The 14,480-nt window shown below is 59.9% G+C and carries 17 protein-coding genes; 7 read left to right on the forward strand and 10 right to left on the reverse strand.

Translation table 11 applies throughout. The annotated features are described in order from the left end of the window. The first annotated feature begins 25 nt into the window (after positions 1–25). Genes QEZ52_RS16495 through QEZ52_RS16520 form a run of 6 tightly spaced genes read left to right on the forward strand, consistent with a single transcriptional unit; the run spans position 26 to position 5,474 of the window. On the forward strand, positions 26–1,384 hold the full coding sequence (locus tag QEZ52_RS16495) for a Rieske 2Fe-2S domain-containing protein (RefSeq protein ID WP_406645556.1): 1,359 nt from the start codon (positions 26–28) through the stop codon (positions 1,382–1,384). Continuing rightward, positions 1,381–2,010, forward strand: coding sequence for a hypothetical protein (locus QEZ52_RS16500; protein ID WP_406645557.1), 630 nt, complete (start codon positions 1,381–1,383; stop codon positions 2,008–2,010). Before QEZ52_RS16495 ends, QEZ52_RS16500 begins: the two co-directional genes overlap by 4 nt. Then, positions 2,010–2,636: a hypothetical protein gene (locus QEZ52_RS16505; protein ID WP_406645558.1), complete on the forward strand. Its 627-nt coding sequence runs from the start codon at positions 2,010–2,012 to the stop codon at positions 2,634–2,636. The genes QEZ52_RS16500 and QEZ52_RS16505 overlap by 1 nt, the downstream gene beginning before the upstream one ends. Continuing rightward, on the forward strand, positions 2,633–3,826 hold the full coding sequence (locus QEZ52_RS16510) for a DUF1116 domain-containing protein (protein WP_406645559.1): 1,194 nt from the start codon (positions 2,633–2,635) through the stop codon (positions 3,824–3,826). The genes QEZ52_RS16505 and QEZ52_RS16510 overlap by 4 nt, the downstream gene beginning before the upstream one ends. Beyond that, positions 3,823–5,121 carry an amidase gene (locus QEZ52_RS16515; RefSeq protein WP_406645560.1) on the forward strand — a complete coding sequence of 433 codons (1,299 nt, stop codon included), beginning with the start codon at positions 3,823–3,825 and terminating at the stop codon, positions 5,119–5,121. The genes QEZ52_RS16510 and QEZ52_RS16515 overlap by 4 nt, the downstream gene beginning before the upstream one ends. Positions 5,122–5,150: 29 nt before the next feature. Beyond that, a complete protein-coding gene (locus QEZ52_RS16520) occupies positions 5,151–5,474 on the forward strand; it encodes a 2Fe-2S iron-sulfur cluster-binding protein (protein WP_406645561.1) in 324 nt (107 codons plus the stop codon). Positions 5,475–5,528: 54 nt separating this feature from the next. Here the strand turns inward: QEZ52_RS16520 and QEZ52_RS16525 are convergent, their stop codons facing one another. From QEZ52_RS16525 to phnG, 8 genes are all read right to left on the reverse strand, one after another. Next, positions 5,529–6,668: an alpha-D-ribose 1-methylphosphonate 5-triphosphate diphosphatase gene (locus tag QEZ52_RS16525; protein WP_406645564.1), complete on the reverse strand. Its 1,140-nt coding sequence runs from the start codon at positions 6,666–6,668 to the stop codon at positions 5,529–5,531. Positions 6,669–6,755: 87 nt separating this feature from the next. Then, positions 6,756–7,310, reverse strand: coding sequence for a phosphonate metabolism protein/1,5-bisphosphokinase (PRPP-forming) PhnN (gene phnN / locus QEZ52_RS16530; RefSeq protein WP_406645565.1), 555 nt, complete (start codon positions 7,308–7,310; stop codon positions 6,756–6,758). After that, positions 7,310–7,993 carry a phosphonate C-P lyase system protein PhnL gene (phnL, locus tag QEZ52_RS16535; RefSeq protein WP_406645566.1) on the reverse strand — a complete coding sequence of 228 codons (684 nt, stop codon included), beginning with the start codon at positions 7,991–7,993 and terminating at the stop codon, positions 7,310–7,312. The genes phnN and phnL overlap by 1 nt, the downstream gene beginning before the upstream one ends. 2 nt (positions 7,994–7,995) lie before the next feature. After that, complete coding sequence (phnK, locus tag QEZ52_RS16540; protein WP_406645567.1) at positions 7,996–8,766, reverse strand: phosphonate C-P lyase system protein PhnK; 771 nt, start codon at positions 8,764–8,766, stop codon at positions 7,996–7,998. Then, positions 8,763–9,626 carry an alpha-D-ribose 1-methylphosphonate 5-phosphate C-P-lyase PhnJ gene (locus tag QEZ52_RS16545; protein ID WP_406645568.1) on the reverse strand — a complete coding sequence of 288 codons (864 nt, stop codon included), beginning with the start codon at positions 9,624–9,626 and terminating at the stop codon, positions 8,763–8,765. The genes phnK and QEZ52_RS16545 overlap by 4 nt, the downstream gene beginning before the upstream one ends. Next, positions 9,623–10,723: a carbon-phosphorus lyase complex subunit PhnI gene (locus QEZ52_RS16550; RefSeq protein ID WP_406645569.1), complete on the reverse strand. Its 1,101-nt coding sequence runs from the start codon at positions 10,721–10,723 to the stop codon at positions 9,623–9,625. Before QEZ52_RS16550 ends, QEZ52_RS16545 begins: the two co-directional genes overlap by 4 nt. Beyond that, positions 10,723–11,289, reverse strand: a complete 567-nt coding sequence (gene phnH / locus QEZ52_RS16555; RefSeq protein ID WP_406645571.1) for a phosphonate C-P lyase system protein PhnH — start codon at positions 11,287–11,289, stop codon at positions 10,723–10,725. Before phnH ends, QEZ52_RS16550 begins: the two co-directional genes overlap by 1 nt. Then, on the reverse strand, positions 11,289–11,744 hold the full coding sequence (gene phnG, locus QEZ52_RS16560) for a phosphonate C-P lyase system protein PhnG (protein WP_406645572.1): 456 nt from the start codon (positions 11,742–11,744) through the stop codon (positions 11,289–11,291). The genes phnH and phnG overlap by 1 nt, the downstream gene beginning before the upstream one ends. A gap of 104 nt (positions 11,745–11,848) precedes the next feature. Here phnG and phnF point away from each other — a divergent pair, with 104 nt between their 5' ends. Then, complete coding sequence (gene phnF, locus QEZ52_RS16565) at positions 11,849–12,559, forward strand: phosphonate metabolism transcriptional regulator PhnF (RefSeq protein WP_406645573.1); 711 nt, start codon at positions 11,849–11,851, stop codon at positions 12,557–12,559. On the opposite strand, the gene QEZ52_RS16570 is transcribed toward phnF, so the two are convergent. Together QEZ52_RS16570 and phnE are read right to left on the reverse strand one after the other, a co-directional pair. Further along, positions 12,534–13,175, reverse strand: coding sequence for a chloramphenicol acetyltransferase (locus QEZ52_RS16570; protein WP_406645574.1), 642 nt, complete (start codon positions 13,173–13,175; stop codon positions 12,534–12,536). The two genes, phnF and QEZ52_RS16570, sit on opposite strands and share 26 nt — an antisense overlap. Beyond that, a complete protein-coding gene (gene phnE, locus QEZ52_RS16575) occupies positions 13,175–14,479 on the reverse strand; it encodes a phosphonate ABC transporter, permease protein PhnE (protein ID WP_406645575.1) in 1,305 nt (434 codons plus the stop codon). The genes QEZ52_RS16570 and phnE overlap by 1 nt, the downstream gene beginning before the upstream one ends. Position 14,480 lies beyond the last annotated feature (1 nt).

Consider the following 14,480-nt stretch of genomic DNA (forward strand, 5'->3'; position numbering starts at 1 on the left):
GACAAAGACGACATCGGAGGACCCCATGAACGAGATATTCAAAGCGCCCGAAGGCGATTTCCGCGGCCACGACCAGCAGGATGTCTGGTCACAGACCGCTGATCCCGAGCTGAGCGAAGTTGGCCCCGGCACCGTCTGTGGTGAATATATGCGCCGGTTCTGGATGCCGGTGGCAATGACCGATCAGATCGGCGATCTGCCCTATCGCATCCGCATCCTGGGCGAAGATCTGGTGCTGTTTCGTGAAACCGGCGAAGGTCGGCTGGGGCTGACCCACCTGCATTGCGCGCATCGCAACATGAGCCTGGAATTCGGCATCATCGAACCCGGCGGCATCCGATGTTCCTATCACGGATGGAAATACGGGCTGGACGGCACGATCAAGGAAACCCCCTGTGAACCTGTGGCCTCGCAGGTCAAGAAGAAAGCCTGTCTGGGTGCCTATCCGGTGATCGAATACAAAGGCCTGGCCTTTGCCTATATGGGGCCGCGCGATCAGCAACCGCCGTTCCCGGTGATGGATACCTTTGACGAAGACGGCGATGAAATGTTGCCGTCGCTGATCAAATCACCCTGCAACTGGCTGCAGGTGATGGAAAACGCCTGGGATCCCTTTCACGTGGTCTATCTGCACACATTGGCCGCGCGGGTGCAGTTCCATGAAAGCTTTGCCCATATGCCGATGATCGAATTCCACGAGGCCAAATTCGGGGAGTTTTATACCAATGTGCGCCGCGACGGGGATTTTGTCTGGCTGCGGATTCACGACCATATGATGCCTTCGTTCACCCAGAATGGCGCGCATTTCCCGGTGCCCGATCGTGAACGTTACTTTGGCCGCTGTGGTCTGACCCGTTGGGTGGTGCCGATTGATGACACCCACACACAGGTCGTGACCTGGCGCCATTTCCGCGACGGGGATGATCCGCGCGGTCTAACCGACAAGTCCCAAGTGGGCTTTGGCAAAACCGATTTTTACGGTCAGGACCCTGACCGCCCCTATGAAATGCGCCAGCGCGATCCCGGCGATTACGACGCCTGGGTCAGCCAGGGACCCAAAAACATCCACAGCCGCGAAAACCTGTCCTTTACCGACCGCGGCGTGGCCAAGGTCCGGCGCATGCTGCGCAACGAAATCCGGTCCGTTGCGGCGGGTAATCCGGTCAACCACCCCACTGATGACTATGATGGTGTGTTGCCAACCTATGCTGGTGATACCGTGCTGCGTATCCCCGCACAGGAAGGTCGTGATGATGGCGCGGTGCTCAAGGAAATCTCCTTTGCCGTCGCCGGTATTTTCAAAGATGGGGATGAACAGCCCATCGAGACACGCAAACAGTACATCATTGATGCGCTCAAGGCATATGAGGCGAGCTGGGCATGACACGAATTCCACACAACCCCGGTCGGGTCGATTGGTCGGGGGAAAACCCCGGCATCTATCTCAAGACTGACCCGGCAAACCCCCAATATGACACGCTGGCGCTGTTTTTTCGGGTGGTGCTGTCGCCTTATGGTCGCGGCAATGCCGCGATTGTTCTGGGCGCGCCGGATGAGGCACGCGGTTGGCCGCATGTGCCCAATCTGATCATGACCGACAACCAGCGCCTGATGCGGTGGATCGTAGATGGCTGGGTCACCAAAATGCCGACATTCATCGGCAAACCCGGGCTGGAGGCGATGACCTGGCTGGATTGCGATAGCGTCGAAAAACGTCCCGGAGATCTAAAGACCCGATATTCCGAAACCCTGCGCGGGTCGGGTGTCACGCTGGAAATGATCTGGCAGGACATGGGCCCACCGCTGCCGGTCGAAGTGACCAAGGAAAACTCGGCCACCAAAGAACACGAGATGTATTCCGTGTTTCTCGAGGCCAAGCAGGCGCAGGTCAAACTCAACGGTACCGCCCTGCCCGGTCAGGTCGCGGACCGCCAGTTCTTTGGTCGCACCATGAGCACCGCCTTTCTGGCGTTTTCCGAAACCTGGGTCACACCGCAGGAGGGTAACTGATGCCGCTGAACGAACCAATTACACCCGGCGTAGTGGACTGGACCGGTGAAAACCCCGGTATTCTGTTGAAAGATGCCGATGGCAACTTCTCGGCCATGGCATTGTTTTTCCGCGTGGCCTGGTCACCGGTGGGCCAGGGTCAGGTCCTGTTGCTGTACGGGACACCGGATGCCGTCCAAGGGTCAGACGCGGCCCCCAATGTGATCCTCAGCGACAATCCAGCGCTGACGGCGTTTCTCAAAGAGAATTTTATCAGCAAGCTGGCCGCCTTTGCCAATGCTCCTGCCTTTGACACCCTGCCAGAACTGGGTGCCCAGGTGGTGCGGACTTCGGGTGATCCGATGGGGCATCGCTATAGCGAAACGCTGGTGGCGGCGGGGCTGACGGTGGAACTGGTTTGGGAAGATCTGCAACCGCCGCGCGCCTTGGAGCTGTCCCCGCACGAGGTTGCCTCGGGCGAGCAGAACATGTTCTCGCTGCTGGTGCCCGCACATGCCGCACAGGTCATTGTCAACGGGCGGTCCCTGCCCGGGCAGCTCGGCACACGGGTGCAGGCCGGATATGAGACCACCACGGCGTTTCTCTACTTTTCCGAGACCTGGATAATCCCCCCGGAGGCATCATGACATTGCACCCAGCCGATCAACTGGCCTTTGACAGGGCCATGGTGACCCAACCTGTTTGGAACCGGTTCAACACCGCTGGTGAAGCCCTGGGGCTGGCGCAAAATGTGCTGTTGCACGCCGGCCCGGCCTTTTCCAGCCCGGACCTGATCACGGCACCGATCCTGAATTCCGCCTGCGTTGCAGCAGTGTACGAAGGTGTCGCGCGGGATTTTGATCAGGCCGAGGCGATGATCAGGGCCGGAGAGATCCTGCTGAAACCGGCGCAGGATCATGATGTGGTCACGCCGCTGGCCGCGGTTGTGTCGGCGTCCATGCCCTTGCACACGATCTATGACGCCTGGCGCGGGACGCAGCGGATATTTACGCCAATCAACGGCGGATCACGTCCGGCCATGCGGTTGGGCCTGCGATCCGAGGCGGTGCTGGAACATATTCGCTGGCTCAACACCCGGTTCCTGGACGTGTTGGAAAACGGGTTGGCCGAAGGCATGGCATTGGTGCCATTGGCCGTGGTCGGATTGGCAGGCGGTGATGATTGCCACGGACGGACCCCGGTGGCCGGTGCCGCATTGGCGGCCGAGCTGATGGATCGCACCACCGGTGGGCTGACCGACGAAGACGCGTTGCAATTCTTGCACAGCTCACCTTCGCTGTTTTTGAACCTGTGGATGGCGGCATCCAAGATCATGATGAAACTGGCCGAAGGGATTGATGGCTCCAGCTTTGTCACCGCAGCCGGTGGCAACGGGCGCGAGGTCGGCATTCAGATCTCGGGCCTGCCAGGACAGTGGTTCACCACGCCTGCTGCCGCGCCACAGGGCAAATTCGATGTAGATCTGCCCGCGGACCGGGCATTGGGTGCCATCGGCGACAGCGCCGTGGTCGAAGCCTTTGGTCTGGGGGCCATGGCGATCGAGCTGAGCCCCGAGCAGAAAAAGGGGCTGGGTGCCTATCTGCCCGACAATGCACGGGCGCGGACCTCGGGCCTGTCGGTGGGGGCACACCCCTATTTCCGCGATCTCGACATCCGGTTGGGCTCGACCGCGCGCGGCGCTGTGAAACAGGGCGCGGGCCCTGTCATCAGCCTGGGTATTCTGGATCGCCTGGGCGAGGCCGGGCGGTTGGGCGGGGGTATCTACGACATGCCCGTCACCCCCTTTTCCCAAGCACTGGAGGCGCTGTCCGCATGAGTGCATTGAACCAGCTCTCAGCGACGGACATCGGCCGCCGGATCCGGGCGGGCGACACCACCCCTTCGGCGGTGATGCAGGCACATCTGGCCCGCATTGCCGCACGGGAACCGCAGGTGGGGGCGTTCCAGACCCTCGACGCGGACCGCGCTATGGAGAGAGCCAGGGCCGCTGATGCACTCCCTGTCAATGGCACCCCCTTGGGCCCTCTCCATGGCGTACCTTTTGTGATCAAGGACATTATTGACACCGACGACATGCTGACCAGTTGGGGCAGCGAGATCTATGCCAACCGACAACCCGAACGCAACGCGGCCTGTGTTCAGACCTTTCTGGATGCGGGGGCCATTCCGATCGGCAAGACCGTCACCACCGAATTTGCCTATTTCAAACCGGGCAAAACCGCCAATCCGCACAATCTGGCGCATACACCGGGGGGATCGTCGTCGGGGTCCGCTGCTGCGGTGGCTGACTTTATGGCCCCACTGGCGTTTGGATCGCAGACCGCCGCATCGCTGATCCGCCCTGCCGCCTATTGTGGCGTGACAGCCTTCAAACCGACAACCGGCGGCTTTGACCTGACCGGTGTCATGGGGCTGTCGACCTCATTGGATACGTTGGGGGTTCTGGCCCGTTCGGTCACTGATCTGATCCTCGCCCGCGCGGTTCTGTTGGGCCAGAGCCTGCCGCCATTGGCAGATTTTGACGAAACGCTTCCCCGGATCAACCTGATGCGGGGGCCGCATTGGCAGGACGGCAGCATCGAAATGCGCGACACCTGCACCCGCGCCATGGCCGCGCTGGCCGCCACCGGAGCAGACACCGGCGAAATCGCCACGCCGCCATCCTTTGCCGATCTGACACAGGCACAGATTACAGTCATGGGTTATGAAGCTGCGCGCGCCCGGATCAGCGAATATACGGCCGGTGGCGCAACCATCAGCCCGCAATTCCGTGCCCTGATTCAGGTGGGCCAACGTGTCAGTCAACAGGCCTATGATCAGGCCTTGGCGCTCAGGAAACGCGCAAACCAAATGCTGGATGTTCTCTTCGCGGATTGCGATGTGCTGTTGGTCCCCTCTGCTCCGGGTGCCGCTCCCAAAGGGTTGCAGGCCACTGGCGATCCGCTGTTCAGCCGGATGTGGAATCTGCTGCAGCTGCCCTGTGTCGCCCTACCCTTTGGGACAGATGCAGATGGGTTGCCTTTGGGAATTCAGCTGATCGGGCGACGCGGTGATGATGCGCGCCTTCTGGATGTCGCGGCCTGGGTTCAGGACCAGTTGCACCGCGCCTGACCATTTCAAATTCAAGAAGGATCTCTCCCATGCCGACCATCACTTTTGTCGACCACAGGGGCGTGCGTCGGGACATTGAAATTGCCGAAGGGCACAGCCTGATGGAGGGCGCGCGTGACGCCGGGATCGACGCCATTGCGGCTGACTGCGGTGGGGCCTGCGCCTGTGCCACTTGTCATGTCTACATTGATGACGCCTGGCAGGCCCGGGTCAGCCCGCGCGATTCAATGGAGGAGGAAATGCTCGATTTTGCCGCCGCCCAGACCGACAGCCGCTCGCGGCTTGCCTGTCAGATCACGATCAACGCATCCCACAACGGTTTGACGGTCCACACCCCGGAGACCCAAGGCTGACCCATCGGGGGCGTACTCAGGGTGGGTCCGGTGGCTGGCGTTCAGCGCCTGCCTTTATCCAACCTGTCGTCCATGTGACCACACCCCCCGCACCACTGGTGTGCCTTGCACCCGACCAATGCGAACGACGTCACCATGCAAACCTGGCTGGAGCATACCACGATCTGCCAACCCTGCTGCCCGCGCCGGCGCGGCGGTGACGGTCGCGATGGCCCGCGGCAAGTCATCCCACAGGTCAGCCAACAAAAAGGCCGACGTCATAAGCGCGGACGGCACATAATCCGACGACAAGATGTCAAGCAAACCACGGTCGGCCAGTTCATGGGCCGCCACATTGCCCGAATGTGACCCGCCCCGGATCAAATTCGGCGCGCCCATCATGACCGCGATCCCATGTTCATGACAGGCCTGGGCCGCCTCGATCGTTGTGGGGAATTCGGCCAGGCGGATGCCGTGCTGGGCGCTTTTTGCGACATGGGTCGCGGTGGTATCATCGTGGCTGGCCAATACGGCACCGTATCGCTGCGCCGCGGCGACGGCCTGGGCTTCGTGATGATCACCGTTGGCCGCGCGCAGGGCATACAATTGGGCGACATGGGCGTCAAATTCAGGATCGCTCATGCCTTGTTTTCCCTGCACATAGGCCTTGAGCTTGCCAATATCGCGAAACTGGCGCTGACCTGGGGTGTGGTCCATCAGGCTGACGATGCCAACCCGGTCCCGAGGTCCGAATTCGTCCATTTCCTCGACCAGGGTTTCCGAACAGACCTCGGCGCGCAAATGCAGAAAGTGAGAAATGCGCAACGCTCCGGCGGCCCGCATTTCCCACAGTTCGGTTGCCAAGTTGCGGGCATATTTTGCGTATCTGGCGCGGCCTGCCGGAATCGACCCGACACGCATCGCATCAAAAACAGTGGTGATCCCGACACTGGCCAGTTCGCCGTCGTGGGCCAGGATGGCTGCGGCATGGGGCCAATCCACCTTGGGGCGCGGCTGGATGTGACGTTCCAGATTATCCGTGTGCAATTCGATCAGGCCGGGGATCAGCAGATCGCCATTCATGTCCTGAGCACCGCTGATGGCAGTGCCGCCAGTCGCGATCGTGCTGATCCGCCCTTCTTTGATTTGCAGGCTGCCCTGGATAACCTCCTCGGGCAGAACGATCTGGGCGTTTGAAAGAATAAGGTCGTGCATCGGGTGTCCCGCCTTGCAAGCCCCCCATTTGCCATAGCTGTGTCACAACTGTGTGACGTGTATGATCCGGGGCGGTTCAGTAAACTATCAGGTGAATTTCGGTTTCTCTTGTTCCAGACGCAGCGCATCAACAAAGGCCTGGGTCGCCGCCGACAAAGAGCCGGAGTTGTCGATCGTGATGACCTCCAGACCTTTGGGCAACTTCATGCAAGCGCGGTCCAGACGGCGCGCGATTTCCTCTGTGCTTTCGCGCCCACGCGCCAAAAGCCGCGCCTCCAGAACCGCCCGGCTGGCCGTGACATGCAGAACCTTCAGCTCTGGGAAAACCCGCGCGGCCTCGACCAACATGGCACGTGATCCGTTGAACAGTACACTGCGCCCCGCCGCCAGATCATCGTGTACCTGAACCGGGATGCCATAGAACAGCCCATGTGCCTGCCACGACAGGGCGAACCCGCCCGCCGCGTCGCAAAGCGCGAATTCTGCCGGGCTGACCCCGGTAAAGGCTTCACCGCCCGCCGCCGCGGGTCGGGTTATCACGCGACGCACCAGACACAGGTCAGGAACTTCTGCCAGCGCCGCCTGCATCAATGTATCCTTTCCGACGCCCGAAGGGCCGACGATGGCAAAAATCCCCCCCATCAGGCTGCTTGCTCCGGAGTAAAGGCCGACACGTCAATCTCGTGGTCTGCGACGCGGCGTCGGGCGTCACCGTCATGGAAAATCCCGATGATCGCCGCCCCACGGGCCTTGGCCTCTTCGATCAGCGACAACACCGTATCGCGGTTGGTCGCGTCCAGGCTGGCCGTTGGTTCATCCAGCAACATTGCCGGATAGGTATGTGCAAAACCCCGGGCGATGTTGACCCGCTGCTGTTCGCCACCTGAAAACGTGGTGGGCGACAGGGACCACAGCGCTTGCGGGATATTCAGCCGCATCAACAGGTCCTGCGCGCGGGCATAGGCCACCTCACGTTCGCATCCGACCGCCAATAGCGGCTCGGCAACCACATCCACTGTCGCCACCCTGGGTACCACCCGCAGGAACTGGCTGACATAACCTAATGTTTCGCGCCGCAGAGTCAGGATTTCGCGCGGCTCGGCGCGGGCAACATCCACGCCGTTGACCAGAATACGCCCCGAGGCCGAGAGGTAATTGCCATAGATCATCCGCATCAGAGTGGATTTGCCTGCGCCGGAATTGCCAATCAGGGCCACGCATTCGCCGGGAGCCACGGAAAACCCCGCCCCCTGCATGACCGAGATGACGGCACCTCCCTGATTGTGCAGGGTAAAGCTTTTGGAGACATTTTCGATTTGGATCATGGTCAGGCCTGCAATACTGAGGACACAAGAAGTTGGGTATAGGCGTGTTGGGGATCGTCCAGCACCTGGTCTGTCAGGCCGGTTTCCACCACATGGCCCGACTTCATCACCATCAGCCGGTCCGCCAGCAAACGCACAACCGCCAGATCATGGGTCACGATGATGGCCGACAGACCCATTTCGCGCACCAGACCGCGCAACAGGTCCAACAGGCGCGCCTGCACGCTGACATCCAGCCCGCCTGTGGGTTCATCCATGAACACCAACCGCGGACCAGTCACCAGGTTGCGGGCAATCTGCAACCGCTGCTGCATCCCACCCGAAAATCCTGTCGGGCGATCATCCACCCGATCTGCGTCAATTTCGACCCGTCCCAACCAATCGATGGCCTGATCGCGAATACCCCCATAGTGGCGCGCGCCCACCGCCATCAACCGTTCGCCAACATTGCCACCGGCGCTGACGTTCATCCGCAAACCATCCCGCGCGTTCTGATGCACAAAGGCCCAATCGGTGCGCCCCAGCATTCGCCGTTCAGGTTCCGACATGGTCACGGTATCGCGCGGGCCCTGATCACGGGTGTCAAACAGGACCTCGCCCCGATCCGGCACAAGATGGCCCGCCAGGCAATTCAGCAGGGTGGATTTGCCCGACCCGGATTCGCCAACGATGCCCATGACTTCGCCCGGAAAAAGGTCAAAGCCGACATCGCTACACCCGATACGATGCCCATAGGTCTTGTGAATTCCACGCACTGACAAAAGCGGGGTCATGCCGCGTCCTCCTTTGGGCTCAGTCGCCCTCGATGCCCGCTGTCGCAGCGGGTGGCACAGTAATCGGTGTCGGAGCAAACGAACATCCGGTTGCCCTGATCATCGACGATGAGTTCGTCCAGATAGCTGTGATCGGCACCACATAGATCACAGGCGTGATCCGCCTTTGTCGGCTCGAACGGGTGGTCTTCGAAATCGAGGCTCACGACCTGTGTATACGGCGGGATCGCATAGATTCTTTGTTCACGCCCCGCCCCGAACAGCTGGATCGCCGCGCTTTCTAGCTTGGGGTTGTCGAATTTCGGGATCGGTGACGGATCCATGACATAGCGCCCTTCGACCTTGACCGGATAGGCATAGGATGTGGCAATATGGCCGTGGCGCGCGATGTCTTCGTACAGTTTCACATGCATCAACCCATACTCTTCCAGGCTGTGCATCTTGCGCGTTTCGGTCTCGCGCGGTTCCAAAAAACGCAACGGCTCGGGGATCGGCACCTGATAGACAAGGATCTGGTCCTCGCTCAGCGGTTCTTCGGGAATACGGTGGCGGGTCTGGATGACACTGGCCTGGCTGGTGTGGGCGGTCACCGACACCTGGGCCGTGTTTTCAAAGAATTTGCGGATCGACACCGCGTTCGTCGTGTCATCCGCCCCCTGATCAATCACCTTCAACGTATCTTCGGGCGTCAAGCAGGCCGCCGTGACCTGAACCCCACCTGTGCCCCAGCCATAAGGCATCGGCATTTCACGGCTGGCAAAGGGCACTTGATAGCCGGGAACCGCAATGCCCTTCAAAATGGCGCGGCGGATCATCCGTTTGGTCTGTTCGTCTAGATAGGCAAAATTATAGTCGCTCATTCCGCCGCCTCCATGTGGGGTTTCGTGCCGGTATCTCCCAGCACCTCGGCGCGCAGTTTGCGGATCAGTTCCAGTTCGGACTGGAAATCAACGTAATGCGGCAGTTTGATGTGTTCGAGAAATCCGGTCGCCTGAATGTTGTCCGCGTGGCTGAGCACGAATTCCTCGTCCTGTGCCGGTGCACCCAGATTGTCTTCGCCCAGCTCCTCCCAACGCAGCGCCCGGTCTACCAGCGCCATGGAAATCGCCTTGCGTTCGGTTTGACCAAAGACCAATCCGTACCCGCGCGTGAACTGGGGCGGTTCCGATTTGGACCCCGTGAACTGGTTCACGGTTTCGCATTCCGTCACCGTGATCTCGCCGATTTCGATGGCAAAGCCCAATTCTGGAATTTCCATTTCCACAGGCACGCTTCCGATGCGCAGCTCGCCGACAAATGGGTGATTGCGGCCATATCCGCGCTGGGTTGAGTATGCCATGCCCAACAAAAACCCTTCGTCCCCTCGCGTCAGGGATTGCAGGCGCAAAGCCCGATTGGCCGGATACTCCATCGGTGCGCGCGTCATATCCGGCGGTGTGTCATCCGACCGAGGCTCGCTTTGAATCAACCCGTCGCGGTTCAGGAAATCAGTAATCCGCGGCATTTCGCCAGGCTGTGACGGGGCAGTCTGCGCTTTTGGCACCGGTCCATCGGCGGCCAATTTGAAATCCAGCAGACGGTGGGTATAGTCAAATGTCGGCCCCAACACCTGCCCCCCCGGAGCGTCCTTGAACGTGGCGCTGATCCGACGGTCACAGGCCATGGCCCCCGTCTCTACCGGGAGAGAATGCCCGATCCGGGGCAATGTTGTGCGATAGGCGCGGATCAGGAAGATCGCTTCGATCAGATCTCCGCGTGCCTGTTTGATCGCCAACGCCGCAAGGTCGGGATCATACAGAGATCCTTCGGCCATGACCCGATGCACGGCCAGCGACAATTGTTCACGGATTTGATCCAGGCCCAGCTCGGCCACGTCCGGATCGCCGCGGCGGTCCTGGGCCAGCCAGTCATGGGCATTTTCAATGGCCCGCTCGCCCCCTTTGACTGAAACATACATCAGCGTTCCTCCACTCGGGTCGATCGCGGCAACGCCGCAAGGCTGGAACCAGCGGTGAAATAGAAATCCAGCCCCAGCGGAAACAGGGTCCGATTGGCGACAAAGGCGGCAGTCTCTGGCAGCGACAGATTTGCCGCCTCCCTGATCCCCGGCCCGGTCAGACGCGCGCCTTGTTGGTTCAGGTGCTCCACTTCAACAATGACCGTGGCAGAGCGATCCGGGTATTCTGATGTGCCAATTGGCAAAAGCGGCAATGGAAGCCCCGACCAGCGACCCACTGCGAATTGAGCTGAATCCGGTTCGACAATGGGAGCGCCGATATGAAACGCCACCCAGTTGCGGATATCCGGTGTGTCGAACCCCTCCGCCAGAAACAGGCGCGTATCCTGATCGCATAATGTCAGCAGCAACGTGGCAGCCGCCCGCGACATCGGGGCCGGAGCCTGTGCCCCTTGAATGGTCTCGATGTTTCCGGGTCGTGCCATCACGGACAGCGCCGCACGAAAGGCAGTGGCGGATTGAACTGGCGGGTTGTCAAACCCTCCTTGCAAGCTCTGATCCAGCATCAGTCTTCTCCTCGTGCCATTGTAAAAAATTCAACCTTCGTGGCCGCAGCATGTGCAGCACGGTCTTGTGCACGGCTGGTGGCCTCGCTGGCCAAGGGCCCCAGAATTTGAGCTTCGATTTCGTCGGCACGTGGCGTCTGCATCAGCGCATCAACCAAAGCGGCGCGTCCGGCGTGATCACGGTCACGCCCCTGCACATAGCCATGCCCGACCTCTCCACTGTCAATTCTCAGCGCACACCGGGTCACTGTCATTTCGCCCAGGTTAAACGGCGCACCTGTGCCCCCCATTCGACCCTGCACCATGACACCGCCTGTTTCCGGCACCCTTAACCAACTGTGGTCAGGATGATCCCCAAGACCATCCAGCAGCATTTGCAGCCGTAAGGGGGGGGCTTTGGCAAGCAGGCTCATCCAGCGCTTGCGTTCCGGTTCCGTGATCGCGGGGTTGGTCATTATACACCTTGCCGATTTGTCTAGATAACTATACAACTAGACAAATCATTACGGACCCGATGTACATTCGGCAAGTCGGTTACTGTGAAATTTTGGTGACAGACATGACCCGCATTCCAGTTTGGAAAACCATCACGACCACATTGGATGATGACATCGCCAACGGTCATTATCGCACCGGGGACAAGCTGCCGACCGAAGCTGCGCTTGCAGTACGCTTTGGGGTCAACCGGCATACGGTGCGCCGTGCCCTGGCTGATATGGCAGATCGCGGGATCGTCCGGTCCCGACGCGGTGCCGGGGTCTTTGTCGAAACCCCACCCGCCGATTACCCGATCGGGAAGCGGGTTCGGTTCCACCAAAACATTCGCGCAACCGGACGGTTACCGGCCAAACAGATGCTGCGTCTGGAAACCCGCACCTGCGCGCCCAGCGAAGCCAAGGCGTTGGACCTGGCGGTGGGCGATCCGGTGTTGGTCTACGAGGGGCTTTCCCTGTCAGGTAACGCGCCGATTGCACATTTCCTAAGCATTTTCCCACAGACCCGCGTCCCAAATCTCGCAGAAACCTTTGCCACGGTCACATCGGTCACCGAAGCCCTGCGCCGCAATGGGATTGACGATTACACCCGCCGCGACACCCGGATTTCAGCAGAATTGGCCGATACGGTTCAGGCCCTGCATCTTCGGGTGCGCGAAGGTGCCCCCCTGCTCAAATCGGTTGGCATCAATGTCACCACCGACGGCCTCCCCATCGAGCTGGGAAAGACCTGGTTCGCAGCAGATCGGATCACGTTGACGATGGCGAACGACTGACGGCTTCATATTTTTCCAGAAACGCCTGGATCGGCAACGACCGGAAGTCTTCCAGACGATGGTGCAAGGTTTCGTGATCCCAATTCCACCATGCCATCGCCATCAACCGGTCTGCGATCTGCGGGGCAAAGCGCGCCCGGATAGGCTTTGCCGGGACCCCCGCAACAATCGTGTAAGGAGCGACATTCCGTGTCACCACGGCCTGTGTTGCGACAACGGCTCCGTCACCGATGGTGATATCCGGTCGGATAACAGCGCCATGTCCGATCCAAGTGTCATTCCCGATCCGCGTTCGGCGCGATTTGCGATGTGCCATGAACGTCTGATCCATGTCGGCCCCATCGAAATAATCCGATGACCGATACAGAAAATGGTGCTGGGATGCCTGCTGCATCGGGTGATCGGTCGGGCCGATCCGGGCAAAGCTCGCGATATTGCAGAACTTTCCTACACTGGCGTTGGCAATGTCTGCAAACCGATCACAATAGGAATAATCGCCGATTTCGGAGCAGCTGAGCCTGCTGCCCTGCCCGATTTCCACATAGCGGCCAAACGTCGTTTCTGTGATCTGGCAACCTGAATGGAGGACAGGGGTCTGTGCGCAAAGCCTGCTCATTATTCCCCCTTGATGAGACGACGTCTCAACCACCCGGAAAAGCTATCCATCATCATCACCATCAGAATGATGAGCACGATGTAATAGGTGACCTCCTCCCAATCCTTCTGCGTGATCATCGCCTGTGTCAGCAGCAGGCCGATGCCACCGCCGGTGATTGCACCGATGATCGTGGCTGATCTGGTATTGGACTCCAGGTAATACAGCACCTGGCTCAGCAGAACCGGCGTGACCTGGGGGATCACCCCAAACCGATAACGCTGGATCGTTTTGGCTCCGGTCGAGGCCACGCCTTCAATCTGTTTTTCATCGACATTTTCCAATGCCTCAGAGAACATTTTGCCAAAGCTACCCGTGTCGGTCAGCAGGATCGCCAGCGCACCAGTCATCGGTCCGGGACCAAAGGCCCGCGACAACACGATGGTCCAGATCAGCCCATCGACACCCCGCAGGAAATCGAACACCCTGCGAATGCCAAAACGAGCGGCCCAAAAGGGGGAGAAATTGCTGGCGGCAAGAAAACCAAGCGGCAAGGCAACAATCGCAGCACCGAATGTGCCCAGAAATGCCATCAGGATGGTTTCAAACATCGCCCAGGCCACATCTGCATGACGCCACATTTCGTTGAACCAGAAATCATTCCAGGCACCCGCAATGTTGGAGCGGGTGGGATCAATCTGTTCACTGAACAGGATCTGTAACGGGCCATGTCCGTAATAGGGGCTCTTCAGCGTAAAGAAGAACAGCTCCCAACCGGGGAAATAGTTGAACACTTCGGTCTTGTTGCGGGTCAAGGACACGCGCCCTTCGGGCGTGGTGATCGCCAGACGGGTTTTGGACAGGGAAATCCAGCCCGGAATATCACCGGTCAGATTGGTGACGACCTTGCGACCCTGTATGGCTGCTTCGATCGTGCCAAAGCCCGGAATTTCGTAGCGCAAACCATTGCCCGGCAAAAAGTACACCGCATGCCCAGAGCCCAGATCGACCTGGGTCGTGGTGCCGTCCAACGTCACCCACTCAGGTGCCGTTCCCTGCGGATACTGCCCTTTGCGTTCACCTTCGATCGCGGCGCTGATCTCGCCTGTTCGATTGTCGCGTGTGACGTGGGTCTTGTGGCTCCACGCATCACGGGTCAGCGTCTGGGCATTGTCCCAGCGGGCCCGTTCGGCAAGGCCGGGAATATCGAAGGCAAAGAAGACATAGACCAAGTAGGCCAGAATGGCTGCGGGCAGCCCCAGCGTGAACAGACGTTTACGCAGGAACAGACGATCGGCAGAGGCGTATAGATCGACGGATGCCATA

The organism is Aliisedimentitalea scapharcae (assembly GCF_045277565.1).
Lineage (GTDB): Bacteria > Pseudomonadota > Alphaproteobacteria > Rhodobacterales > Rhodobacteraceae > Aliisedimentitalea > Aliisedimentitalea scapharcae.

What these genes read in the sequence shown, in the direction of transcription:
- QEZ52_RS16520 (WP_406645561.1), top strand. Translation starts at nt 5,151, where the DNA reads ATGCCGACCATCACTTTTGTCGACCACAGGGGCGTGCGTCGGGACATT.
- QEZ52_RS16570 (WP_406645574.1), bottom strand. Translation starts at nt 13,175, where the DNA reads ATGAGCAGGCTTTGCGCACAGACCCCTGTCCTCCATTCAGGTTGCCAG.
- QEZ52_RS16550 (WP_406645569.1), bottom strand. Translation starts at nt 10,723, where the DNA reads ATGTATGTTTCAGTCAAAGGGGGCGAGCGGGCCATTGAAAATGCCCAT.
- QEZ52_RS16505 (WP_406645558.1), top strand. Translation starts at nt 2,010, where the DNA reads ATGCCGCTGAACGAACCAATTACACCCGGCGTAGTGGACTGGACCGGT.
- phnL (WP_406645566.1), bottom strand. Translation starts at nt 7,993, where the DNA reads ATGATCCAAATCGAAAATGTCTCCAAAAGCTTTACCCTGCACAATCAG.
- phnG (WP_406645572.1), bottom strand. Translation starts at nt 11,744, where the DNA reads ATGACCAACCCCGCGATCACGGAACCGGAACGCAAGCGCTGGATGAGC.
- QEZ52_RS16545 (WP_406645568.1), bottom strand. Translation starts at nt 9,626, where the DNA reads ATGAGCGACTATAATTTTGCCTATCTAGACGAACAGACCAAACGGATG.
- phnN (WP_406645565.1), bottom strand. Translation starts at nt 7,310, where the DNA reads ATGGGGGGGATTTTTGCCATCGTCGGCCCTTCGGGCGTCGGAAAGGAT.
- phnF (WP_406645573.1), top strand. Translation starts at nt 11,849, where the DNA reads ATGACCCGCATTCCAGTTTGGAAAACCATCACGACCACATTGGATGAT.
- QEZ52_RS16525 (WP_406645564.1), bottom strand. Translation starts at nt 6,668, where the DNA reads ATGCACGACCTTATTCTTTCAAACGCCCAGATCGTTCTGCCCGAGGAG.
- QEZ52_RS16510 (WP_406645559.1), top strand. Translation starts at nt 2,633, where the DNA reads ATGACATTGCACCCAGCCGATCAACTGGCCTTTGACAGGGCCATGGTG.
- phnE (WP_406645575.1), bottom strand. Translation starts at nt 14,479, where the DNA reads ATGGCATCCGTCGATCTATACGCCTCTGCCGATCGTCTGTTCCTGCGT.
- QEZ52_RS16495 (WP_406645556.1), top strand. Translation starts at nt 26, where the DNA reads ATGAACGAGATATTCAAAGCGCCCGAAGGCGATTTCCGCGGCCACGAC.
- phnK (WP_406645567.1), bottom strand. Translation starts at nt 8,766, where the DNA reads ATGACCCCGCTTTTGTCAGTGCGTGGAATTCACAAGACCTATGGGCAT.
- QEZ52_RS16515 (WP_406645560.1), top strand. Translation starts at nt 3,823, where the DNA reads ATGAGTGCATTGAACCAGCTCTCAGCGACGGACATCGGCCGCCGGATC.
- phnH (WP_406645571.1), bottom strand. Translation starts at nt 11,289, where the DNA reads ATGCTGGATCAGAGCTTGCAAGGAGGGTTTGACAACCCGCCAGTTCAA.
- QEZ52_RS16500 (WP_406645557.1), top strand. Translation starts at nt 1,381, where the DNA reads ATGACACGAATTCCACACAACCCCGGTCGGGTCGATTGGTCGGGGGAA.